Here is a 22633-nt window from a genome sequence, read left to right as displayed (position 1 = left end):
ATGGTACTGCACTCGAGAGGGTGTGGGAGAGCAGGACACCGCCAAACATGAACATACAGGGAAGGCCCCCACCACACGGTGGGGGCCTTTTCGCATGCCCTGATTCGGAATTGCGCGATAGGATTCGGCCTGTGAACGAGCGGGCTGTCCGACGTATCGGGGTGTTCGGCGGGACTTTCGATCCTCCGCACCTCGGGCATTTGGTGGCGGCCAGTGAGGCCGCATTCGAATGCGGATTGGACGAGGTGGTGTTCGTCCCGGCCGGCGACCCATGGCAGAAGGCGCACATCAAGGTCACGGATGCGGCTGCGCGCCTTGAGATGACGAGGCTGGCGGTCGGGTCGGACCCGGCGTTCAGGATCAGTACCTGCGACATCGATCGCGAGGGTGCGACGTACGCCGTGGACACGGTCGCGGACGTGCGGGCCGAGTACGAGGGCGATGTCGAGTTGTTCTTCATCATCGGCGCCGACTCGTTGGAGAACCTGCACACGTGGCACCGGGTCGAGGAGCTGGTGCGGGCGGTGAGGTTCATCGCGTTGAACCGTCCGGGGCATTCGCGCAGTGAGGTCGACACGTCGTTCGGGATCGATGTCGAGTTCATCGACATGCCCGCGGTGGACCTGTCCTCGACCGAGTGCCGGCAGCGGGTGCGGGACGGGCAGCCGGTCCGGTACCTGGTGCCGGATGCGGTGGCGGCGTTCATTGCGGAGCGCGGACTGTACCGGGGCTGAGGGCTGGGACGCGTCGCACAGCGACCGGCGCGAAACAGGGAGGTCGGCGTCGGAGGGCACGTGTAAAACTAGAGTTGAGCCGGTGGAGCCACCGGTGGAGACTCGTCGACAGGAGTGTTCGTGACCGCAAGCGAAACCGCCAAGACCCTGGCCTTCTCAGCAGCCCAGGCGGCGGCCGACAAGAAGGCTTTCGCCATCAATCTCCGGGACGTCACCTCGAAGATCGCACTCACCGATGTCTTCGTGATCGTCTCGGCCTCGAACGAGCGGCAGGTTCACGCGGTCGTCGACGCGGTCGAGGAGAAGCTCATCAAGGAGCACGACACGCGTCCGCTGCGCCGTGAAGGCAAGGGCGGCGAGCAGTGGGTGCTCCTGGACTACAACGAGATCGTGGTGCACGTCTTCCACCAGGAGGCGCGCGACTACTACGGTCTCGACGGGCTCTGGAAGGACTGCCCGGAGATCGAGTTCGTCGACCAGGCCGACGTGGAGCGGGAGCGCCGCGCCGCGGTGGCCGAGAGCGACGAGGACGAGCGGTGAACCGGCTCCTCGTCGTCCGCCACGGGCAGACCGAGTGGAACATCGCCGGTCGCATCCAGGGGTCCACGGACATCGATCTGGACGAGACGGGGAAGGCGCAGGCGGTCGAGGCCGGTCCTGAGCTGGCCCTGTACGAGCCGGTGCGGATCATCTCGTCGGATCTGCGGCGCGCGGTGGACACGGCCAAGCCGGTGTCCGAGGCGACCGGGGTCGACATCGAGCTGGACAAGCGGCTCCAGGAGCGCGCGTACGGGCCCTGGGAGGGCCTGACGGGCGCGGAGATCGCGGAGCAGTTCCCCGACGACCACCGGCGGTGGCGCGCGGGAGAGCCGTTGCAGCACCCTGGGATCGAGACGTGGGCGGAACTGCACCGGCGGACGTCGGAAGCGGTGCGGGACATCGTCGAGTCGGACGTCGAGGGGACCGCGATCGTGGTCTGCCACGGCGGTTCGGCGCGGCAGATCGTCGGGGGCATCCTCGACTGGGACCAGACGCCGACGAGCAGCCTCTCGGGGCTCGACAACGCGCACTGGGCCGACCTGCGGCGCATGCGTTCGGGGAAGTGGCGCATGTTCGGCTACAACCTGGGCGTTCCGGCTCCGCACACGATCGGCGCGAGCCCGCTCGCGAAGGGCCAGCTGGCCCGGTAGCGGCGGATTTCCGGGCCGAGTGGTGGACCGGGTCGCCGTCCGGGATTTAGGCTTCGGTCGAGGCGCAACCGCGCCGGGACCGGAGACGTCGAACCGTCATGGACACGCGAACTTCACGAACCAGACGAATCGCGAACGCTGCGGGGCTGCTGGGCGGCGCCCTCCTGCTGGCCGCGCTCACCGCGTGCGGCGCCGGCGGGAGCGGGTCCGAGGACGACGCCTCGGCGACCCCGACGACCACGTCCCCCAGCGAGTCGCCAACGGCCGCAACGACTGAGGAGAGCCCTGTGCCCGATGAGAGCAGCACCCCGTACCTGGACCCGTCGATGGGCGACTCGTCGAAGCCCGGGTCCAGTTCGCTGACGACGATCTCGGGGACCGTGGAGTCGGGCGTGGAGTCCGGCTGCCTGGTCCTGGAGTTCGAGGGCACGGTGTACGGGATCTTCGGGAGCTTCGACGCCTCCGTCGTGTACGCGGGCGCGCAGGTCACGCTGCACGGCGAGGTCGACGCGGGCATGATGAGCACCTGCCAGCAGGGGACCCCGTTCGTGGTCCAGGAAGCCGAGACCGCGGATTAGGTAATGTGGCCGGGTGACCGTCGTCGTCGTAACCGATTCCACCTCGGCCCTGCCTGAGGCGCTGCGTGCTTCGCACGGGTGCCTGACGGTGCTCGGCATCCCGGTGCTCATCGGCGGCGCCGAGTACCGCGAGGGCGAGGACGTCGGGGGCGAGGCGATCCTCCGCGCGATGCGCGAGGGGCAGACCGTGACCACCTCGGGCCTGCCTCCGGAGGAGCTGCGGGCCACGTACACGCGGCTGCTCGACGAGGGCGCGAGCGGGATCGTCTCGGTGCACCTGTCGGGCAGGCTCTCTGGGACGGTGGCCGCCGCCGAGGCTGCGGCCGCCGGGTTCGGCGGGAAGGTCGCCGTCGTCGACTCGCTCGGGGCCGGGATGGGCGTCGGGTATCCGGCGCTCGCGGCCGTCGAGGCCGCGGAGAAGGGCATGGACCTGCTGACCGCCGCCGCGGCCGCACAGGAGGCGATCGGGCGGACCACCACCTACTTCTACCTGGACACGCTGGAGTACCTGCGGCGCGGCGGCCGGATCAGCGCGGCGCGCGCGATCGTGGGGACCGCGCTGTCGGTGAAACCCATTCTGGGCGTTGAGGACGGGCGCATCGACGTGGTCGAGAAGGTCCGCACGCCCACGCGCGGCTTGCAGCGCCTCGCGGCGCTCGCCGTCGCGGACGCAGGCGAAGCCGAGGTCGAGATGACCGTGCACCACCTGGGGGCCGAGCGGCGGCGGGCCGAGGCGCTCGCCGGGTGGCTCCAGGAGCGCTTCGAGGGCCGCTTGCGGCGCATGGACGTCACCGAGGTCGGCGCCGCCGTCGGCGCGCACTGCGGGCCGGGGCTCGTCGGGGTCATTACGCGTCGTCGGTCCTGACTTACGGCGGTTGTCGGCGGCGCCGGATAGGTTTGAAATGGGGGGTCCCCAGGTGTCCGATTTGCGGAGAAGCTCCGTTCACTTTTGAGCGGCGCGAGGGGTTATCCACAGGTTGCGGGGAGTTATCCACAGCCGGGAAAAATCTCAGTCACCCCCGTAACCTCCGCTCGTTGACCCGGGTATGGAACGCGACCAGACACCCGACGCCGAGGCCCTCGCCGCGAGGCTCCGGCTGAAACTCCACTCCGCCGACGAGCAGACCTGCAAGGAGACCGTCGACGCCGACAGCGGCGACACCAGGCCCGAACCCGTGCCGAAGGCGCCGCCGAAGCGGCGGTTCGAGGACCGGATCGAGCGGCTCCAGAACCGGTTCGGGCTCTCGCACCTGAACCGGTGGGTGCTGGCGATCGTCGGGGTCCTCGTCGCCGCCGTGGGGCTCGCCGTGACGATCCTGTCCTGGCCCCAGACGGAGCCCGCCGCGACCGCCCCGACCGTGGTTCCCGAAGCGGCCGAACAGGCCCCGGAGCTGATCGTCGTCTCCGTCGCCGGGGCCGTGAACCGACCGGGGATCGTGGAGCTCGAAGCCGGGTCGCGGGTCGCCGACGCCATCGAGGCCGCGGGCGGGCTCGCCGACGGGGCCGACCCCGGGTTCCTCAACCTCGCGCGCGTCGTGGCCGACGGGGATCTCGTCGCGGTGCCCGACGCCGCCGCCTCCGGGGTCCCACCGCCAGGGGCAACCGGGACCGGCGGTGGGGCGGCCGGTCTGGTCAACATCAACGTCGCCGGCGTGCAGGAACTCGACGCGCTCAAAGGCATCGGCCCGGTCCTCGCCGAGCGGATCATCGAGTACCGCGAGGCGAACGGGAGCTTCCAGTCGATCGACGAGCTGTCGGAGGTCTCCGGGATCGGCTCGGCGCTGCTGGAGCAGCTGCGCGAGCAGGTGACGCTGTGAGCGCCGAGTTCACGCTGCGGCCCGCGCCCTCCGAGGTGGTGCGGAGGGACTGGCGGCTGCCGCTCGTCGCCGCCGGGGTGTGGGCGGCCGCGCTCGCGGGACTGTACGGCGGCACCGTCACCGGCCTGGTCACGGTCGTCGTCTGCGTTGCGCTGACGGCCTTGGGGATCGGTCGGCGCGAGGGCGTCGCGGCCGCCGTGGCGACGGTCGCGTTCGGGGCGATGCTCGGGGCCGGGGTCACGACTGCGCACGTCGCGGCGCGCGACCATCCCGGGCTCGCCGCGCTCACCGCCGAGGAGGCGCGCGGGGAGGCCGAACTCGTGCTGCATACCGTGCCGAAGCCGACGACGAAGCGGCCGGACATGGTCACGGCGACCGCGCGGCTGCGTTCCTTCAAGTCCGATGCGAGTGTGGTGGAGGGGAACTGGCAGGTGCTCCTCGTCGCCAGCGGCACGGAGTGGGCGGAGCTCAGTTCGGGGCAGCGGCTCACTGCGCCTGTGGTGCTTCGGGAAGCGGAGCCGGGGCGGTTGACCGCGGCGATCGTCAGCGCCCGCGGGCCGCCGGAACTCGACGGCGAGCCCGCGCTGCCGCACCGGTTCGCCGCGCATGTGCGCGAGCGCCTTGCGGAGGCCGTCGCGGTGGTGCCGCAACCCGAGGCCGGGCTGATCCCGGCGCTCGCGGTCGGGGACACCTCGCTGATGGACCCCGAGATCGCCGCGGACTTCCGCACGACCGGGCTCGTGCACCTGGTGGTCGTCTCCGGCTACCACCTGAGCCTCCTGGTCGGCGCGGTGCTGGCCGTGGCGGTCGCGTGCCGGGCGGGCCCGCGGGCCCGGGTGGTCGCCGGGGCGGTGGCCGCCGGGGTGATCGTGGTCGTCGCGGGGCCGCAGCCCAGCGTGCTGCGGGCGGCCGTGATGGCGGGGATGACGCTCCTGGCGCTGGCGGCGGGCCGGCCGCGGGCCGCCATGCCCGCGTTGGCGACCGCGGTGCTGCTGGTGGTCCTCGTGGACCCGGACATGTCCGCGCAGGCGGGGTTCGCGCTGTCGGTGGCGGCGTGCGTCGGGTTGCTGCTGCTGGCGTTCCGGTGGGCGAAGCCGCTGGAGCACCGGGGCTGGCCGCAAGGGGTGGCGCTGGCGGTGACGATCCCGCTGGCGACGCAGGTGGCGGTGACGCCGCTGCTCGTGGGGCTCGGCAGCGGGGTGAGCCTGGTGTCGGTGCCCGTGAACCTGCTGGCAGCCTTGGTGGCCGCGCCGGTGGTGGTGCTGTCGGTGGGCGCCGCGGCCGCGGCGGCGGTGTGGCTCCCGGCGGGGGAGTTCATGTCGCAGTTGGCCGCGCTTCCGGCGCGGTGGCTGATCTGGCTGGCGCGCACCGGGGCCGAGGTCCCGGGGGCGCTCCTGCCGGTCCCCGGCGGGCTGTGGTGGGGGATCGGGTCGGCGCTGGTGCTCGCACTCGTGATCGGGCTCCTCCAATTGCGGCGGTTCCGGCGGGCGATGCTGGCGGTGCTCCTGGCCGCGGGACTCGGCACGGTGCCTGCCTGCCTGTCCTCGGGCGGGGCGCCGTCGGGCTGGGTCGTGACGATGTGCGATGTGGGCCAAGGAGACGCGCTGGTCCTTCCGGCCGGGGACGCGGCGATCGTGGTCGATGTCGGGCCCGATCCGGAGCCGGTCGACGCGTGCCTGGAGGCGCTCGGCGTGGACCGGGTGGCACTGCTCGTGCTGTCGCACTTCCACATCGACCACACGGCCGGGATCGGCGGCGTGATGGAGGGCCGCGAGGTGGCCGCGATCCTGGCGCCGCCGCCGGGGGAGGCCCGGTACGGGTACGAGCTGGTCGAGGAGCGGGCCGGGTCGGTGCCGGTGCTGGAGGCCGTCCCGGGCGAGGTGTTCGCGTTCGGGGACACGAGATTGGAGGTGCTGGGGCCGCCCGCGGACCCGTTGAGCGGCACGCGGTCGGACCCGAACAACAACTCGGTCGCGCTGCGCGCCGAGGTCGCCGGGACGAGCGTGCTCCTCGCCGGGGACGTGGAGCTGGAGGGGCAGCGGGCGCTGCTGGACCGCGGGGCCGGGCTCGGCGTCGACGTGCTGAAGGTGCCGCACCACGGGTCGTCGTTCCAGGTGCCGGAGTTCCTGGAGGCGGCCGACCCGGCGGTGGCGCTCGTCGGCGTCGGGGCGGGCAATGAGTACGGGCACCCGGACCCCGGTCCGCTGGGGCTCTTGGAGAAAGGGGGCGCACTGGTCTTCCGCACGGACGAGGACGGGCGGATCACGGTGTCGCGCAGCGGCGGGCGCATCGAGGTACGAACGGAGGGGTGATGTGAGGGATCGGTTACACGGCGACGCCGTTCGGGTGATTGGCCGGCGGACTCGCCGGGGTGAACCGGGATCTTCCGGCAGGATGCGGGCGCTGCGAGGAAGGCGCCGGACCGGTCGCGGCCCGGCCCGGCCCGCGCCGCATGCGAGGATGGTGCCGTGGCTGCACTCGAACCCATCCGACTCATCCTGGGCGACGACGAGTTCCTCGCCGAGCGGGCCGCCGCCGAGTACGTCAAGGCGGTGCGGGCCGAGATGCCCGAGGGCGACCCCGCTCCGGCCGTCAACCGCGTCTCGGGCGCCGATCTCACCGCCGGGGCCCTGACCGAGCTGACGAGCCCGACGCTGTTCGGCGGCGCGGTCGTCGGCATCGTCGAGTCGGGTCAGGACGTCGACAAGGACACCATCGCGGCCGTCCTCGCCTACGCGAAGCAGCCCGCGCCGGAGATCTACCTGGCCGTCTGCCACAACGGCGGCAACAAGGGCAAGGCGCTCTCCGAGGGCCTGAAGAAGCTCGACGTGCCGATCGTGCGCGCCGCGAAGATCAAGCGGCAGCCCGACCGGGTCGCGTTCGTGCGCGGGGAGCTGCGGGACGCGGGGGCGTCGCCGCGGTCGGCGTCGGCGGAGATCGCCGACACGATCATCCAGGCCGTCGGCTCGGACCTGCGCGAGCTCGCCTCGGCGTGCGCGCAGCTGGTGGCCGACACCGACGGGAAGATCACCCAGGAGAGCGTCGCGCAGTACTACTCGGGCCGCGCCGAGGTCTCCGGGTTCACCGTCGCCGACGCGACGATCGCCGGGGACGCGGCCGAGGCGCTCGGGGCGCTGCGGTGGGCCATGCAGGTCGGCGTCGACCCGGTGCCGATCGCCGACGCGCTGGCGATGGCGGTGCGAAACCTGTCGCGGGTGGCCTCCGAGCGGGGCGGGGCGGCGCAGCTCGCCGGTCAGCTCGGCATGGCGCCGTGGCAGATCGAGAAGGCGCGCAAGCAGGCCCGGAACTGGACCGCGGACTCGCTCGCGGAGGCGATGCAGGTGTGCGCGCGGCTCAACGGCGAGGTGAAGGGCGGCGCGGACGACCGCGGCTGGGCCCTGGAGCACGCGATCCTCCAGATCACCCGTTTGAGCGCCGCGGGGAGGGGCCGTGTCTGAGTACCGCCACGGACGGGTGAGCCGGCCCCGCAGGCCCTGGTACGCGAAGGCGCTGGGGATCAAGCATCTGTACCTGTCGAACCTGGCGTGTGTGCTGCTGTTCGAGGGGACGGTCGGGCTCGGGGTGCTCATGGCGCTGACCGAGCTGGTGAGCTGGTGGGTCGTGCTGATCCTGCCGCTCTCGGTGGCGGCCATGGTGAAGCTCAACGACCTGGTGGCCGGGGCGCTCAGCCGCCACGGCTGAGCGGGTGGGCCGCGCGGGCGAGTGCGGCGTTCGGCGTTCGGTGGGCACGGCGAGAGGCCGGCGCGGCCGGATCGAGCCGCCCCTGGCTTCAACAGTGCCCGGCGGGTACGACATCGGCGTGGTCGCGGTGCTGCGTGTGCGCGGGCTTGTGTGATGTGCGTGGTTTTCGGGCGCGGCGAGAGGCTTCGGAGGGCGGATTTTGTCGCCCCCGGATTAACAGTGCCTCGGGGGTGTGACAGGTCGAGCGGGGGCTGCGACTCGGGCTGTGACATGTGCGTGGGCGGGGCCGATTGGGGTGGCGGCGTTCCGGGTGGCTGGGGGTTCGGGGATGCCGAAGGCCCGGGGCGGGGCCCCGGGCCTTTGAAGCTTTGTTGCTGTCTGCGGTGTCGCGGTTAGGCGGCGGCGGAGAGCTTGTTGAAGGAGGCGGCGAGCTTGGACTTGCGCTGCGCGGCCTGGTTCTTGTGGATGACGCCCTTGGTCGCGGCCTTGTCGAGCTCGCGGCTCGCGGCGCGGAGGTGGGTCTGGGCGGCCTCGACGTCGCCGGTGGCAGACGCCTCACGGAACTTCCGGACGGACGTCTTGAGCGACGACTTCACAGACTTGTTGCGGATGCGGCGCTTCTCGTTGGTGAGAATGCGCTTTTCCTTGGACTTGATGTTCGCCACGCGTGAAGCCTCAGTTTCGTGATTGCTTGGGTTCCTTAATTGATCGCGTCGGAGGCAGAGGGCACTCCGGAGCGCCTGTCAACGTTACCAGGACCCGAGCAACACGCACGCCCTGGGAGCATGACCGCGAGCCAGGTTACACCAGGTCGCGGGCGTCGGCCGAGCCAAGGTCCCGGGCTGTCGCGCACGTTACCCCCGCGATGTCAGAGGCGGGCGCCGCGGGCGCGCAGGGCGGGGAGGACGACCTCGTCGACGATGCTCTCGATCGCCTCCTGCGACACGGCCCCGTACATGATGAACTCGTTGCGCACCAAGTCGATCGGGAGCCGACGCAGGCGCTCGGTGAGGTGCTCCTCGGCGAGCTCGCCGCGGGCGATCGCGCGCGTGTACACCGCCCGGTACAAGAGGTTCGAGAGTTCGCTCACGAGCGAGGCGACCAGGATCTCGCGGACCTCGGGGTCGGTGCTGACGTCGGTGAGCATGCCGAGCATCGCGGTCTGGCCGACCATGCGCATGCGCCGGTGCGCGACCGTGACCAGCGCGACGATGTCGCCGCGGATGGAGCCGGTGTCGGGGACCGTCTCGGCCTGCGGCAGGCGGCTGGCGACGCACGCGATGAGGATGTGGACCCGGCTGGGCCAGCGCCGGTAGACGACCGGCTTGCTGGTCCCGGCCCGCTTCGCGACGCCCTCCATGGTGAACCCGGCGTAGCCGAGGTCGCGGAACTCCGCGAACGCGGCGTCGAGGATCGCCTGTTCGAGCTCTTCGCCGCGGCGCCTGGACTTGCGCTCCTCCACCGGACCCCCCTAGATACTGATCGTTTCTTATGTTAGCTTGAGGCTAGCAAGATACGTTCCGTATCTTAAGAGCGAATGGAAACCGCTATGGAAACCACCCCCGAGCGCACTTCGGTCGGGCGCGTGATCGGACTCAGCGCCGGTCTCGCCCTGATCGTCGGCGCCGTCACCCTCGCGTTCGCCTGGCCCTCCGCGGGCATGGGCCCCAATGAGGTCCCGATCGCCGTCGTCGGTCCCGCCGAGGCCGCCGCGCAGGTCCAGGACCAGCTGGACCAGGCCGAGCCCGACGGGTTCGACGTGACCGCCGCGGCCGACGCCGACGAGGCCGCCGAGCTCATCGAGGACCGCGAGGTCTACGCGGCCCTCCAGATCGCCCCGGACGGGGTCACCGCCTACACCGCCTCGGCCGCCTCACCCACGGTCGCGCGGCTCGTCACCGGCATCGCCGACCAGATCGCCGCCCAGATGGGCCAGGCGAGCGGCCAGACCGTGCAGGTCACCGTCGAGGACCTGGTGGCGCTGCCCGCCGACGACCCGAACGGCGCCGGGCTGGCCGCCTCGGGCCTGCCGCTGGCCGCGGGCGGGATCATCATCGCCGCACTCATCGGCTCCGCCGTGCGCGGCTCGGGCCGCCAGGCCGCGGCCGCGGTCCTCGGGCCGCTCGCGATCGGCGCAGGCGTGGCCGCGATCCTGCTGTACGTCCTGGAGTCCATCGAGGGCGACTACCTGCCGATCGCCGCCGCGATCAGCCTCGCGGCGGCCGCGACGGGCTGGTTCATCCTGGGGCTGCGCAAGCTCCTGGGGACGGCCGGGATCGCGGTCGGCGCGGTCGTCGTCATGCTCGTGGGCAACCCGATCTCGGGCCTGACCAGCGCACCGGAGCTGCTGCCCGCCCCGTGGGGCGAGGTCGGCCAGTACCTGACGCCGGGCGCGGGCGCGACGCTGCTGCGCTCGACCGCCTACTTCGACGGCGCCGGGGCGCAGACGGCCGTGTGGGTCCTCGCCGCGTGGCTCGCCGCCGGAGTGGTGCTCTTCACGATCGGGGCCGTGCGCAGCCGCGTCAAGGCCGTCGAGAGCCCCGAGCGGGAGGCCGCGGCGGTCGCCGCCTGAGGCGCACCCGGCCGCCACGAGACCGGAGGCCGTTCCCGCGACGTGGCGGGGACGGCCTTTCGCGCTGGGTGTGCGGGGGCACCGGGGCCCGTAAGGCAGAATTGTCAAGCCCGCCTCTTACACGGCCGGACCGTGACCATGAGCGGCCCGGCGGCGGGGAGTGGCTGGCAGCCACAGTCCGTGCAGCCGAGAGGGAAGGTCAACGTGACCAACGCGCCAGGTTCGACCGCGCCGGAGTCGATCCGGAACTTCTGCATCATCGCGCACATCGACCACGGGAAGTCCACCCTGGCCGACCGCATGCTGCAGATCACCGAGGTCGTCGACGCCCGCCAGATGCGCGCGCAGTACCTCGACCGGATGGACATCGAGCGCGAGCGCGGCATCACCGTGAAGTCCCAGGCCGTGCGCATGCCCTGGACGGTCCGCTCCGGCGGGGCCGAGGGGCAGGGCTTCGTCCTCAACATGATCGACACCCCGGGGCACGTGGACTTCACGTACGAGGTGTCGCGGTCGCTCGCCGCCTGCGAGGGGGCGATCCTGCTGGTCGACGCCGCGCAGGGCATCGAGGCGCAGACGCTCGCCAACCTGTACCTGGCGATGAACAACGACATGACGATCATCCCGGTGCTCAACAAGATCGACCTGCCCTCGGCCGACCCGGACCGGTACGCCGAGGAGATCGCGCACCTCATCGGGTGCGAGCCCGAGGAGGTCCTGCGGGTCTCGGGCAAGACCGGCGCCGGCGTGGCCGAGCTGCTGGACGCGGTCGTCGCGCAGGTCCCGGCGCCCGTGGGCGACCCGGACGCGCCCGCGCGCGCGATGATCTTCGACTCGGTCTACGACGTGTACCGCGGCGTCGTCACGTACATCCGGGTGGTGGACGGCCGTCTCAACGCGCGCGACCGCATCCGCATGATGTCGACCCGGGCCGACCACGAGCTGCTGGAGATCGGCGTCATCAGCCCCGAGCCGGTGGTCTCGAAGGCCCTGAGCGTCGGCGAGGTCGGGTACCTGATCACCGGTGTGAAGGACGTGCGCCAGTCGAAGGTCGGCGACACCGTCACGCTGAACAAGAACCCCGCGGCCGAGGCCCTGCCCGGCTACACCGAGGCCAAGCCCATGGTCTACTCCGGGCTGTACCCGATCGACGGCTCCGACTACGGGAACCTCCGCGAGGCCCTCGACAAGCTCCAGCTCAACGACGCCGCGCTCCAGTACGAGCCCGAGACGTCGGCGGCGCTCGGCTTCGGGTTCCGCGTGGGCTTCCTGGGCCTGCTGCACCTGGAGATCATCCAGGAGCGCCTGGAGCGCGAGTTCAACCTCGACCTGATCTCGACCGCCCCGAACGTGGTCTACCAGGTGGTCAAGGAGGACGGCGAGGAGGTCGAGGTCACCAACCCCTCGGAGTTCCCGGAGGGCAAGATCTACTCGATCACCGAGCCGGTCGCCAAGGCCACCATCCTGACCCCGAAGGAGTACATCGGGCAGGTCATGGAGCTGTGCCAGACGAAGCGCGGCGTGCAGATCGGCATGGACTACCTCTCGACCGACCGGGTCGAGATCCGGTACACGCTGCCGCTCGCGGAGATCGTCTTCGACTTCTTCGACCAGCTCAAGTCCCGCACCAAGGGCTACGCGTCGCTCGACTACGACATCGACGGCTCGCAGGAGTCCAACCTCGTGAAGGTCGACATCCTGCTCCAGGGCGAGAAGGTCGACGCGTTCGCCGCGATCGTCCACCAGGACCAGGCCTACTCGTACGGGGTGCGCCTGTCCGAGCGGCTGAAGAAGCTCATCCCGCGCCAGCAGTTCGAGGTGCCGATCCAGGCGGCGATCGGGTCGCGGATCATCGCCCGCGAGACGATCCGGGCGCTGCGCAAGGACGTGCTCGCCAAGTGCTACGGCGGCGACATCTCCCGCAAGCGCAAGCTCCTGGAGAAGCAGAAGGAGGGCAAGAAGCGGATGAAGAACATCGGCCGCGTCGAGGTCCCCCAGGAGGCGTTCATCGCCGCCCTGCGCACCGACGAGGACTAGGACCGCAGCGAGGACGACGAGGCGGCCGCCCCCTGCGCCGGGGGCGGCCGCCTCGCTCATCGTGCCGGTCCTACAGGTCGACCACGGCGCCGCCGATGGTCACCACGAGGGTGCCCCCGGAGTTGAAGCTCCAGGCGAGGCTGCCCCCGTAGGCCGAGCAGCGGGACCCGTTCGAGCCGGTGTCCCACTGGTTCGAGGAGTCGGAGTTGCCGACGATGCGGTCGTTGGAGCCGCTGTCGCACGAGGTGTTGCCGCGGAACACCGAGGTGCCCGCGTCGAAGTTGAAGTTGCGCTCGGTGTTGCGGACGCTCAGGTTGTTCGAGATCGTCATCGAGCCGGGGTTCGAGTTGTACGTGAACCCGTGCTTGCCGTTCTCGAACGCGATGGACCGCACGACCGTGTGGTTCACCGCGATGTCCTCGCCGCCGAGCTTGTAGCCGTTGCGGTCGCCGTTGCCGGCCTGCCCGCCGTTGGAGAGGGTCCCGTTGTCGTACGCGAGGGAGTCCTCGATGGTCACCGGGCCGATGGGGCCGGTGTCCGGCTTGGTGTACAGGTCCCAGCCGTCGTCGATGTTGTTGTGGGACACGCAGAACCGGAAGACGTTCCCGGAGCCGGAGGTGAGCTTCGCGGCGAAGCCGTCCGCGTCCTCGCCGTCGGAGTCGACGTTGTCGTGCGACTCGGAGGAGAGGATCAGGTTGTTCGCGGGCCACTCGCTGGAGGGCGCGCCCGCGGTGTACCGGGCGATCTGGAGGCCCGTGTCGGCGTTGTGCCTGGTCACCACCCGCTCGATGATGTTGTTGCTGCCGCCCAGGAGGATGCCGTTGTCGCCTGCGTGCTCGACGGCGAAGCCCTTGAAGTGCCACCAGTCGCCGCCCATGGCGATGCCGCGGTTGGCGTCGGCCTCGGCCTGCGCCGAGAAGTTGAGCACGGGGGACTCACCGGGGTAGGCGAACAGCTCGGTGCGGTTGCCCGAGGAGCCGTCCTTGCCCGGCGGGATCGCCAGGGTGCTCGACAGGTTGTAGGTGCCGCCGCGCAGGTAGATCGTGCCGCCGGAGGCGATGCGGTCGACCGCCGAGGCGATCGTGGTCGGGCTCGCCAGAGTGCCGGGGGCGCTGGCGCTGCCGTTGGGTGCCGCGTAGAGCGCGTCGGAGGTCGGCGGGGGCGTGGTCGTGCCGGGGTCGCCCGGGGTCGTGGGCTCCTCGGTCGGTTCCTCCGTCGAGCCGTCCGGCGTGCCGGAGTAGGTCGCGAACTCGGCGATCCGGGGCGTGCCGGAGGCGCTGGTGATGACGAAGTTGATCTTCTTGAGGGAGGTGGCGGCGAAGGTGATGGTGCCCGCGCCGGTGCCGGAGGCGAGCACGGCCCCGTTGTCGTTGTTGACGACCTGCCAGTTGCCGATCGTGCCGCCGCCGGAGGCGCTGGTGATGACGACGGTGGAGACGGTGACGGCCGAGCCCCACTTGACCGAGACGCGGCCGGTGGTCCCGCTGGGTGACCAGTAGGTGCTCGCGTTCCCGTCGATGACGTTGCCGTAGCTGGTGCCGCTGGCCTTGCTGCTGCCGTCGGCGCCCGCGCCGAGGCTGAGGTTGGTGCCGAGGGCCTGGGCGGAGAACGACGGCTCGTCGGCGGTGTCCGCCGCGGCCATCGTCATCGACATGGCGGTTCCGGCGATCACCACCGCCGCCGCGGCCAGGGCCGCTCCGATCCGTAGTCTGGCTGTGCGTCGCATGCGCGTGACCTCTCGTGAGGGAAATATTGAGGCATTTGAATGAATCTAAGGCAAGGGCTTTCATGCGGTCAAGGGTCTGGATGCAACCGATTGCCTAAATTTTTTCGCGGCCTCCGCGACGCGACCCGCACACGACGAAGGGGCGGAACCGATCCGGTTCCGCCCCTTGGCGTCTCAGTGTCCTACTGCTGCGGGTAGCCAGGCGGCGGCGGGACCTGCTGGCCCGGTGCCGGGGGCTGCTGCTGCGGGTAGCCCGGGGCGGGCGGCTGCTGGCCGGGCTGCTGGGGGTACCCCTGGGCCGGGGGCTGCTGCGGGTAGCCCTGCGCACCGGGCTGCTGCTGGTAGCCGCCCGGCGGGACCTGCGGGGCCTTCGGCTGGTTGCCCGGCTGCGCCCGCAGCCAGTGCTCCACCTCGGGCTGGGTGAGCAGGTAGAAGCTGAAGCCGACCGCGCCGAGGCGGGCCAGCGAGACCAGGGCGCCGACGGCCGCGATCCAGCCCCAGCCGACCCACAGGCCGCCCAGGGAGAACAGGCCGAGCAGGCCGTAGCCGATGTACAGGCCGACGCGCGGGTCCTGCGCGCCGAAGGCGCCCAGCTTGCCCTTGGTGATGAACCACGCGATCGTGCCCGCGACGCCGCCGTGGAAGATCACGCCGACGATGGCCGAGGCCACGAGGAAGCCGGTGGCCGCCCACCACGGCGCGGTCGCCATCGCAAGGATCGCCAGCGGCACCATGAGCACCGACAGGGCCACGTACCCCCACAGCACCTGCGTCAGCTGGTTGATCTTCGGGGGCCGCCCCGGGTGCGCCTTGGCGCCCCACTCGGTCAGGAGGTCCGGCCCGCCGGGCTGCGGTCCGGGGGCTCCTGGGCCGGGGGCCGCGCCGTACTGATTCGGTTCGGGCGATTGCGGCGGATACGTCATAGTCGCTGCTCCGGGCATAGAGAAGGGTGTGCAATTACTGCTCACTGTAGCTGCACGGGGCAACCGCCGGTGTCCGCCGTTCCGCCCCCGACACCCGTCCCAAACGGGCCTCCGAGAGGCGTTGCGGCGCATCGCGGACGCCGGGCGGGAGGGCGCCTCCGAGGGCGCCCTCCCGGTGCGGGCGGGACTAGTTCAGGTAGTCGTCGGCGTTCTCGTCGGAGTCGGCGAACGGGCCGGTGTTGCGCGACATGGCCGACGGGTCCACCGGCCGGTCGTACGTCTGGTGCAGCGAGCGGTCCCGGTCGGCGATCGTGTACGACCGGCGCGTGTACACCGGCGCGTCCTGGACCGTGACCTGCGGGACGACCTGGAAGTTCACGTCCATCCGGTCGGGCGTGATCACCGTCTCCACATAGCCGCGCTGCGCGTTGCGGAACTTGATGTGCGGGTTGATCACCAGCGCCGAGTTGTCCTCCGGCACCGAGTCGGCGCCGTTCCCGCCCGAGGTGACCGAGGTCGCGACCAGCTCCACGCCGACCGAGTCGCCCTGCGCGTCGGGGAAGTCCGGGAGGATCTCCCCGGCCCAGTGCGTGTGCACGTCGCCGGTGAGCACCACCGGGTTGCGCACCTCGGCCTCGACCCAGCCGTCGATGATCCGCTGGCGCGACGCGGCGTACCCGTCCCATCCGTCCATGCTGGTGCGCAGCACGTCGGCGGCGGCGCTGCTGTCGCGCTGCGTGAAGAACACCTGCTGGCCGATGACGTCCCAGCGGGCCGTCGACTCGTGGAACCCGTCGATCAGCCACTCCTCCTGCGCCGCACCGGTGATCGTGCGCGACTCGTCCCACGCGTCGGCGCAGTTGCTCTGGGTGCCGTCGCCGCACGCCTGGTCGTCGCGGTACTGGCGGGTGTCGAGCATGTGGAAGTTCGCGAGCCTGCCCCACCGGACCCGCCGGTACAGCTGCATGTCGATGCCCTCCGGCACCGAGGTGCGCCGCAGCGGCATGTTCTCCCAGTACGCCTGGAACGCCGCCGCCCGCCGGACCAGGAAGTCCGCGGTGTCGGGGGTGTCCGATCCGACTTCGGGGACCTCGTCGGCCCAGTTGTTCTCGGTCTCGTGGTCGTCCCAGATGACCAGCCACGGCGCGACCAGGTGCGCGGCCTGGAGGTCCGGGTCGGTCTTGTACTGGGCGTGGCGCTGGCGGTAGGTCGCGAGCGTGACGGTCTCGGGCCCTTCGTGGTCGCGGACGTTCCCGTCGGGGGAGAGGTACACGCCCGCCTTGTACTCGTACTGGTAGTCGCCGAGGTGGAGGATCAGGTCCGGGTGCGCCTCGGCCATGTGCCGGTAGGCGGTGAAGTAGCCGTGCTCGAACTGGGAGCAGGACGCGAACGACATGCGCAGCTCGGCCGGCATCGAGCGGCGCGAGGGCGCGGTGAGGGTCCGCCCGACCGGGGACTGCCAGCGGCCGGTCGAGAAGCGGTAGTAGTACTCCCGGGCCGGCTGGAGGCCGTCGACCTCGACGTGGACGCTGTGGCCGACCTCGGCCGCGGTCTCGGCGCGGCCGGAGGCGACGCGGTGGCGGAAGCGCTCGTCCTTCGCGACCTCCCACTTGACGTCGAAGACCCCGGCGGGCATGCCGCCCATGCCGTCCTCGGCGAGCGGGTCCACGGCCAGGCGGGTCCACAGGACCACGCCGTCGGGCTCGGGGTCGCCCGAGGCGACGCCGAGGGTGAAGGGGTCGGAGCGGAGGACGGGGTGGATCTTCGTCTCGGCCCACGCGGCGGCGGGGACCGCGGAGGCGGCGGCGGCGCCGGAGGACGCGAGCAGGATGCGGCGCGACATGCGCATGGTATGGCCTCGCTTCGGGGGGAGTTGAGCGGGTTTGTGACCCACTCAGCCCAGCAAGCGGGCATTGATGGACCGGAACGCGCGGACGACGCGCCGGTGAACCGGGGCGGAACTCTGCCGCCCGGCTGCTCAGGCGGCGGCGAAGGTGACGATGACCGCGGCGTGGCTGTCGTTCGCGATGGCGACCGCGGCCTCGCCGTCCTCCTCCGCGTTCGGCTCGGTCCAGCCGTCCTCGCCCGCGGCCCAGACCATGCCGCCGTACGCGACGCTGGCGATCGAGTAGTCGTAGGACCGGGCGACCGCCCAGGCGGCCCGGTTCCAGCCCTCGGCGGCGTCGTCCGGGTCGATCACGACCGTCGAACCGTCCACTTCGGATACTTCAGCGCCCCAATGGTACGCGAACGCCTCCGCGAGCAGCCCGGGGTCGGACGCCACCTCGGGGGCGTTCCCCTTGACGCAGCCGATGCCGCCCTCCTTGCCCCCGGCGAAGACCGCCGCGATCACGGTGGCCCGCTCCTCCCACTGCTCGTACAGCTCCGGGTAGGCGCTGACCTGGACCGCCTGCGCGGCCTCGGCGAGCGTCATGTCCTCCCAGCCGTCGGTGCGGCGCAGCTTCTCGTAGAACTTGAAGGAGGCGTAGACGGGGTCCATGAGCTCCTCCTCGGAGCCCCACCCCATGCTCGGGCGCTGCTGGAACAGGCCCAGGGAGTCGTCGTGGCCGTACTCGACGTTCTTCAGCTCCGACTCCTGGAACGCCGTGGTGATCGCCACGGCCACGGCGCGCTCGTCCATGCCGTCGCGCAGCCCGACCGCGCTGATCGTCGCCGCGTTCGACGCCTGCTCCGACGTCAGGTGGGTCTCCCCGATGCCGGTGGTGAAGTAGCAGCCGGTCTGGGCGGGGCGCAGGGCGTCCCGCGCCTCCTCGGTGCAGCCCGCGAGGACGAGCGCCGCGAGCAGGGAGGTCAGGGCCAGGAGTGCGCGCACAGGTGACTCCGATCAGGTGGGTCGGCGGGCGGTAAGCCTACCCAAGAGGCGGGCCGCTTCTCAATGAACGAACGGACCCCTTCGCGGCCCTCTTCGGCGAAGAAGTACTCGGCCGTCAGCGCCGCGGCCGCGCGCAGCTCCTCCCGCAGATCCGGTGTGGCCGTGAGCGACTTCACCCCCGCCAGCGCGGACGGGCCGCCGAGCTTGAGCCGCTGGGCGAGCTCGGCGACGGACTCGTCCAGGTGCTCGGGGGCGACCGCGAACGAGAACAGGCCCCACGCCTCGGCGTCGTCGCCCGTGAAGCTGTCGCCGTGGTCGGACACGAGCGCCCCGCCCGCCAGGAACAGCTCCCGGGTGCGGGCCGGGCCGAGCCGCCGCAGCACCACCGGGGCGATCACCGCCGGGACGACGCCGAGCCGCACCTCGCTGAAGGCCATCTCGGCCTCGTCGTACCCGACGGCGAAGTCCGCGGCCGCGATGATGCCGAGGCCGCCGCCGCGCGCGGGCCCGCGCACGACCGCCACCACCGGCTTCGGGGCCTCGGCGATGTCGGCGAGCGCCTCGGCCAAGTGCACCGCGGGGAGCGCGGCCGCGCTGTGCGCCGCCGCGGACTCCTTCAGGTCCGCGCCGGCGCAGAACACCGGCCCGGCGTGGTCGATGACCACGACCCGCACCTCGCGGTCGGCGACCGCGCGGGCGAGGGCCCGCCGCAGCTCGCCGATGAGGTGCGTCGACAGGGCGTTGCGCCTGGCGGGGTCGTTGAGGGTAATGGTCGCCACTGCCTCGTGGGCGCGGTAGCCGATGGGTGCGTCGTTGCTGTCCACGCCAGTACCGTAATGGGTGTGCCCGCCATTTCGCCAGTAGCCGCCGCGACTTCGCCCGCGACCGACATCGCCGCGGCCGCCGCCGACCCCTCCGCCGGGAGCGCCGGATTCGGGTTCTACGTCCACGTCCCGTTCTGCGTCTCGCGCTGCGGGTACTGCGACTTCAACACCTACACCGCCTCCGAGCTGGGCGCGGGCGTCTCCCGCGACACCTACGCCTCGATCGTGCGCAGCGAGATCCGCTCCGCCGCCGCCCAGTTCACGGAGCACAGCGAGGCGCGCCCGAAGGTCGAGACGGTCTTCTTCGGCGGCGGAACCCCCACGCTCCTGAGCGCCGCCGACCTCGCCTCGATCCTCGCCGAGATCGACCGCGAGTTCGGGCTCGCCGACGGCTACGAGGCCACCACCGAGGCCAACCCCGAGTCCGTCGACGCCGACTACCTCGCCGAACTCCACGACGGCGGCTTCACCCGCCTCTCGGTCGGCATGCAGTCCACCGCCTCCCACGTGCTCAAGGTCCTCGACCGCGAGCACTCCCCGCAGAAGGCCCTCGACGCCGTCGCCCACGCGCACAAGGCCGGTTTCGAGCACGTCAGCCTCGACCTGATCTACGGCACCCCCGGCGAGAGCGCCGCCGACTTCGCGAACAGCCTCGCCGCCGCCGTCGACACCGGCGTCGACCACGTCTCCGCGTACGCCCTCATCGTCGAGGACGGCACCGCGCTGGCCCGCCGCATCCGCTCCGGACGGGTGCCGCAGCCCTCCGACGACGTCGCCGCCGACCGCTACCTCGCCGCCGAGGCCGCCCTCTCCGCGGCCGGGTTCTCCTGGTACGAGGTCTCGAACTGGGCCAAGAACGATACCGCCAGGTGCCGACACAACCTCCTGTACTGGGAGGGCGGCCACTGGTGGGGCGCCGGGCCCGGCGCCCACTCGCACCTGCCGGGCGTGCGCTGGTGGAACCACAAGCACCCCTCCACGTACGGCACCGCCCTCGCGCAGGGCCTGCCCGTCGCGGGCCACGAGACCCTCACCGACGACGACCGCTACCTGGAGCGGGTGCTCCTGCTCACCCGCCTCGCCAGCGGCCTCCCCCTCGCCGAACTGCGCCCCGACGGCCGCGCCGCCGCCGAACGCGTTGCGGCCGAAGGACTCGCCGACATCGAGGACGACCGGCTCGTCCTCACGCTCCGCGGTCGCCTCCTCGCCGACGCCGTGGTGAGAGACCTCACCGGCTGACGACGCCCGAACGGGCGCCCCGTAGATTTGAGCCCGTCACGGACGAGCCACCTTCACGTTGGCCGTCGCGGCGCGCCGGTCCCCAGCCGACGACGCCGGCGCGGGCCGCGCCGACCCCCGGCACCAGGTCCCGTCCGCAAGCGCCGGACGGAACCCCCAGGCCCCGACCCCTGAATCCTCGACACCGGAGCCCGAGCACCCATGCACACGCCATCCCCCGCCGCCACCCGCCGCGGCGTCCTCGCCGCCTCCTTCGCCGGACTCGCCCTGGCCGCGTGCTCCGAGGAGGAGCCGCCCCCGGCGGACGACGGCGGCGCCGGCGCCGCCGAGGAGACCCCCTCCGAGTCCCCCTCGCCCGAACCGCCCCGCGAGATCACCATCACCCACGTCGGCGACACCATGCCCGGCTCCTACCCCAACCAGATGGCCTCCGACGAAGGCGCCAGCTTCTTCGACGGCGTCCGCGACCACCTCGCCGGGGACGTCATCGTCGCCAACCTCGAAGGCGCCCTCTCCACCCTGGAGTTCGACAAGTGCGGCGGCGGCGCCTGCACCTACTTCCGCCTCCCCGCCGAGTACGCCCAGGTCTTCGCCGACGCGGGCTTCCACGTCCTCAACCAGGCCAACAACCACGGCTGGGACGCCGGGCCCGACGGCGCCACCGAGACCCAGGACGCCGTCCGCGCCGCCGGCATGGAGATCTGCGGCATCAAGGACGAGGTCGCCCTCGTCGAGACCGAGTCCGGCCTCACCGTCGGCCTCGTTGGCTTCGCGCCCTACACGTTCTACACCGACAACCGCGACCTCGACGCCGTCGCCGCCCTCGTCTCCGCCGCCAAGGAGCAGGCCGACATCGTCGTCGCCACCGCCCACCTCGGCGCCGAGGGCACCGACTACCGCCACGTCCCCGAAGGCGTCGAGAACTACCTCGGCGAGGACCGCGGCGACACCCGCGCCTTCGCCCACACCTGCGTCGACGCCGGCGCCGACCTCGTCTTCGGCCACGGCCCCCACGTGCTGCGCGGCATGGAGGTCTACAACGGCAAGCTCATCGCCTACTCCCTCGGGAACTTCGGCGGCGGCCAGAACCTCTTCAGCATGGACGGCGCCCTCGGCCGCTCCGCGATCCTCTCGGTCACCATCCGCGAGGACGGCACCATCGTCGCCGCCAAGGCCCAGGCCAGCCGCATGAACGGCGACGGCTACCCGACGATCGACGAGGACAACGGGGCCTTCGACGACCTCAACGAGCTCGCCGGCGACTTCGGCGACAGCGGCGTGACCGTCGCCGACGACGGCGCGCTCATCATCCCGGGCGTCTGACCCCACACGTACACTGGCACTCCTGGACAGGGAGTGCCAAACTTGAGTCCGGCAGACTGAGCTTCCGCTCGGCCTGCCGGACCGCGAAGGCACCGAGACCGAGGGGACGTGGCGATGGACGACCGCAAGCTCGAAGTGCTGCGCGCCATCGTCGAGGACTACGTCGCCACCCAGGAGCCCGTCGGCTCCAAGGCCGTCTCCCAGCGCCACGCTCTCGGCGTCTCCGCCGCGACCGTCCGCAACGACATGGCCTACCTCGAAGAGGCCGGGTACATCCAGCAGCCCCACACCTCCGCGGGCCGCATCCCCACCGCCAAGGGCTACCGCCTCTTCGTCGACCGCCTCGGCAAGATCAAGCCCCTCTCCGCCGCCGAGCGCCGCGCCGTCCACCGCTTCCTCGCCGAGGCCATCGACCTCGACGACGTCGTCACCCGCACCGTGCGCCTCCTCGCCCAGCTCACCCACCAGGTCGCGGTCGTCCAGTACCCGAGCCTCAACCGCTCCTCCGTGCGCCACCTCGAACTCGTGTCCCTCACCCCCACCCGGCTCATGCTCGTCATGATCACCGACACCGGACGCGTCGAGCAGCGCTACGTCGAGGTCCCCTCCGAGCTCACCGAGGACGACGTCCTCGACCTGCGCCGCCTCGTCAACGAGCAGCTCCAGGGCAAGGCCCTCGCCGACGCCCCCCGCATCATCGCCGGACTCGCCGGGCTCGCCCGGGTCGAACTGCGCGCCACCGCCTCCGAGCTGGCCCGCGTCCTCCTCGACTCCGTCGTCGCCCGCACCGAGGAGCGCGTCGCCGTCGCGGGTGCCGCGAACCTCACCCGCAACGGGAACTTCTTCGCCGGATCGCTGCGGCCGATCCTCGAAGCGCTGGAGGAGGAGGTCGTGCTCATGCAGCTCCTCGGCCGCGCCGACTCCAACGCGCTGCTGACGGTCCGCATCGGCGACGAGAACGAGGTCGCCGACTTCCGCGAGGCCACCGTCGTCACCGCCGGGTACGGCCCCGGCTCCGTCGTCGGGCACATGGGCGTGCTCGGACCGACGCGCATGGACTACCCGGGCACGATCGCGGCCGTCCGCGCCGTCGCCCGGTACGTATCAGAGATTTTGGAACAGAACCGCTGACAGG

21 protein-coding genes are annotated in these 22633 nt (G+C 71.6%); 14 read left to right on the top strand and 7 right to left on the bottom strand.

Features of this window, described 5'->3' with window-relative positions; all coding sequences use genetic code 11:
• Nucleotides 1-131: 131 nt before the first annotated feature.
• The 9 genes from nadD (at nt 132) to ACFFXY_RS21600 (ending at nt 8021) form a co-directional block, all read left to right on the top strand.
• Complete coding sequence (nadD, locus tag ACFFXY_RS21640; protein ID WP_382355436.1) at nt 132-734, top strand: nicotinate-nucleotide adenylyltransferase; 603 nt, start codon at nt 132-134, stop codon at nt 732-734.
• Between the two features lie 120 nt (nt 735-854).
• A complete protein-coding gene (gene rsfS, locus ACFFXY_RS21635; protein WP_382355433.1) occupies nt 855-1274 on the top strand; it encodes a ribosome silencing factor in 420 nt (139 codons plus the stop codon).
• The gene (locus tag ACFFXY_RS21630; RefSeq protein ID WP_382355430.1) at nt 1271-1924 is read left to right on the top strand and encodes a histidine phosphatase family protein; all 654 of its coding nucleotides are present in this window, start codon (nt 1271-1273) and stop codon (nt 1922-1924) included. The genes rsfS and ACFFXY_RS21630 overlap by 4 nt, the downstream gene beginning before the upstream one ends.
• 287 nt (nt 1925-2211) lie before the next feature.
• Nucleotides 2212-2502, top strand: coding sequence for a hypothetical protein (locus ACFFXY_RS21625; protein WP_382355427.1), 291 nt, complete (start codon nt 2212-2214; stop codon nt 2500-2502).
• 13 nt (nt 2503-2515) lie between these two features.
• Complete coding sequence (locus ACFFXY_RS21620) at nt 2516-3367, top strand: DegV family protein (protein WP_382355425.1); 852 nt, start codon at nt 2516-2518, stop codon at nt 3365-3367.
• Nucleotides 3368-3548: 181 nt separating this feature from the next.
• Complete coding sequence (locus ACFFXY_RS21615; RefSeq protein WP_382355422.1) at nt 3549-4319, top strand: helix-hairpin-helix domain-containing protein; 771 nt, start codon at nt 3549-3551, stop codon at nt 4317-4319.
• Entirely contained in the window at nt 4316-6631 is a 2316-nt protein-coding gene (locus tag ACFFXY_RS21610) for a ComEC/Rec2 family competence protein (protein ID WP_382355419.1), read from the top strand. The genes ACFFXY_RS21615 and ACFFXY_RS21610 overlap by 4 nt, the downstream gene beginning before the upstream one ends.
• 156 nt (nt 6632-6787) lie before the next feature.
• On the top strand, nt 6788-7777 hold the full coding sequence (gene holA / locus ACFFXY_RS21605; protein WP_382355416.1) for a DNA polymerase III subunit delta: 990 nt from the start codon (nt 6788-6790) through the stop codon (nt 7775-7777).
• Nucleotides 7770-8021 carry a hypothetical protein gene (locus tag ACFFXY_RS21600; protein ID WP_382355413.1) on the top strand — a complete coding sequence of 84 codons (252 nt, stop codon included), beginning with the start codon at nt 7770-7772 and terminating at the stop codon, nt 8019-8021. Before holA ends, ACFFXY_RS21600 begins: the two co-directional genes overlap by 8 nt.
• A 392-nt stretch (nt 8022-8413) precedes the next feature.
• On the opposite strand, the gene rpsT is transcribed toward ACFFXY_RS21600, so the two are convergent.
• Together rpsT and ACFFXY_RS21590 are read right to left on the bottom strand one after the other, a co-directional pair.
• Nucleotides 8414-8686, bottom strand: coding sequence for a 30S ribosomal protein S20 (gene rpsT, locus ACFFXY_RS21595; RefSeq protein ID WP_382355410.1), 273 nt, complete (start codon nt 8684-8686; stop codon nt 8414-8416).
• A gap of 203 nt (nt 8687-8889) precedes the next feature.
• Complete coding sequence (locus tag ACFFXY_RS21590; protein ID WP_382355407.1) at nt 8890-9483, bottom strand: TetR/AcrR family transcriptional regulator; 594 nt, start codon at nt 9481-9483, stop codon at nt 8890-8892.
• Between the two features lie 87 nt (nt 9484-9570).
• Here ACFFXY_RS21590 and ACFFXY_RS21585 point away from each other — a divergent pair, with 87 nt between their 5' ends.
• Nucleotides 9571-10593 carry a hypothetical protein gene (locus ACFFXY_RS21585; RefSeq protein ID WP_382355404.1) on the top strand — a complete coding sequence of 341 codons (1023 nt, stop codon included), beginning with the start codon at nt 9571-9573 and terminating at the stop codon, nt 10591-10593.
• A 204-nt stretch (nt 10594-10797) separates the two neighbouring features.
• Complete coding sequence (lepA, locus tag ACFFXY_RS21580) at nt 10798-12630, top strand: translation elongation factor 4 (RefSeq protein WP_382355401.1); 1833 nt, start codon at nt 10798-10800, stop codon at nt 12628-12630.
• Between the two features lie 70 nt (nt 12631-12700).
• On the opposite strand, the gene ACFFXY_RS21575 is transcribed toward lepA, so the two are convergent.
• From ACFFXY_RS21575 to ACFFXY_RS21555, 5 genes are all read right to left on the bottom strand, one after another.
• Complete coding sequence (locus tag ACFFXY_RS21575) at nt 12701-14356, bottom strand: right-handed parallel beta-helix repeat-containing protein (protein WP_382355399.1); 1656 nt, start codon at nt 14354-14356, stop codon at nt 12701-12703.
• A gap of 182 nt (nt 14357-14538) precedes the next feature.
• Nucleotides 14539-15279, bottom strand: coding sequence for a hypothetical protein (locus ACFFXY_RS21570; protein WP_382355397.1), 741 nt, complete (start codon nt 15277-15279; stop codon nt 14539-14541).
• 187 nt (nt 15280-15466) lie between these two features.
• A complete protein-coding gene (locus ACFFXY_RS21565) occupies nt 15467-17128 on the bottom strand; it encodes an alkaline phosphatase D family protein (protein ID WP_382355394.1) in 1662 nt (553 codons plus the stop codon).
• Between the two features lie 129 nt (nt 17129-17257).
• Nucleotides 17258-18112 carry a hypothetical protein gene (locus ACFFXY_RS21560; protein ID WP_382355391.1) on the bottom strand — a complete coding sequence of 285 codons (855 nt, stop codon included), beginning with the start codon at nt 18110-18112 and terminating at the stop codon, nt 17258-17260.
• Nucleotides 18091-18936, bottom strand: a complete 846-nt coding sequence (locus tag ACFFXY_RS21555; protein ID WP_382355388.1) for an enoyl-CoA hydratase/isomerase family protein — start codon at nt 18934-18936, stop codon at nt 18091-18093. Before ACFFXY_RS21555 ends, ACFFXY_RS21560 begins: the two co-directional genes overlap by 22 nt.
• Nucleotides 18937-18948: 12 nt before the next feature.
• Here ACFFXY_RS21555 and hemW point away from each other — a divergent pair, with 12 nt between their 5' ends.
• The 3 genes from hemW (at nt 18949) to hrcA (ending at nt 22629) form a co-directional block, all read left to right on the top strand.
• Complete coding sequence (gene hemW, locus ACFFXY_RS21550; RefSeq protein WP_382355385.1) at nt 18949-20175, top strand: radical SAM family heme chaperone HemW; 1227 nt, start codon at nt 18949-18951, stop codon at nt 20173-20175.
• 201 nt (nt 20176-20376) lie between these two features.
• A complete protein-coding gene (locus tag ACFFXY_RS21545; protein ID WP_382355382.1) occupies nt 20377-21498 on the top strand; it encodes a CapA family protein in 1122 nt (373 codons plus the stop codon).
• 114 nt (nt 21499-21612) lie between these two features.
• The gene (gene hrcA / locus ACFFXY_RS21540; RefSeq protein ID WP_382355379.1) at nt 21613-22629 is read left to right on the top strand and encodes a heat-inducible transcriptional repressor HrcA; all 1017 of its coding nucleotides are present in this window, start codon (nt 21613-21615) and stop codon (nt 22627-22629) included.
• The last annotated feature ends 4 nt before the right edge of the window (nt 22630-22633 follow it).

The organism is Glycomyces mayteni (genome assembly GCF_042428885.1).
Classification (GTDB): Bacteria; Actinomycetota; Actinomycetes; order Mycobacteriales; family Micromonosporaceae; genus Glycomyces; species Glycomyces mayteni.
The sequence above is the reverse complement of the archived record's forward strand: the minus strand, read 5'-3'. Positions and strand labels throughout refer to the sequence as shown.

Excerpts from the sequence above, each read along its gene's own strand:
- ACFFXY_RS21565 (WP_382355394.1), bottom strand. The coding sequence starts at position 17,128 with ATGCGCATGTCGCGCCGCATCCTGCTCGCGTCCTCCGGCGCCGCCGCC.
- ACFFXY_RS21585 (WP_382355404.1), top strand. The coding sequence starts at position 9,571 with ATGGAAACCACCCCCGAGCGCACTTCGGTCGGGCGCGTGATCGGACTC.
- hrcA (WP_382355379.1), top strand. The coding sequence starts at position 21,613 with ATGGACGACCGCAAGCTCGAAGTGCTGCGCGCCATCGTCGAGGACTAC.
- hemW (WP_382355385.1), top strand. The coding sequence starts at position 18,949 with ATGGGTGTGCCCGCCATTTCGCCAGTAGCCGCCGCGACTTCGCCCGCG.
- ACFFXY_RS21545 (WP_382355382.1), top strand. The coding sequence starts at position 20,377 with ATGCACACGCCATCCCCCGCCGCCACCCGCCGCGGCGTCCTCGCCGCC.
- ACFFXY_RS21570 (WP_382355397.1), bottom strand. The coding sequence starts at position 15,279 with ATGACGTATCCGCCGCAATCGCCCGAACCGAATCAGTACGGCGCGGCC.
- ACFFXY_RS21615 (WP_382355422.1), top strand. The coding sequence starts at position 3,549 with ATGGAACGCGACCAGACACCCGACGCCGAGGCCCTCGCCGCGAGGCTC.
- ACFFXY_RS21575 (WP_382355399.1), bottom strand. The coding sequence starts at position 14,356 with ATGCGACGCACAGCCAGACTACGGATCGGAGCGGCCCTGGCCGCGGCG.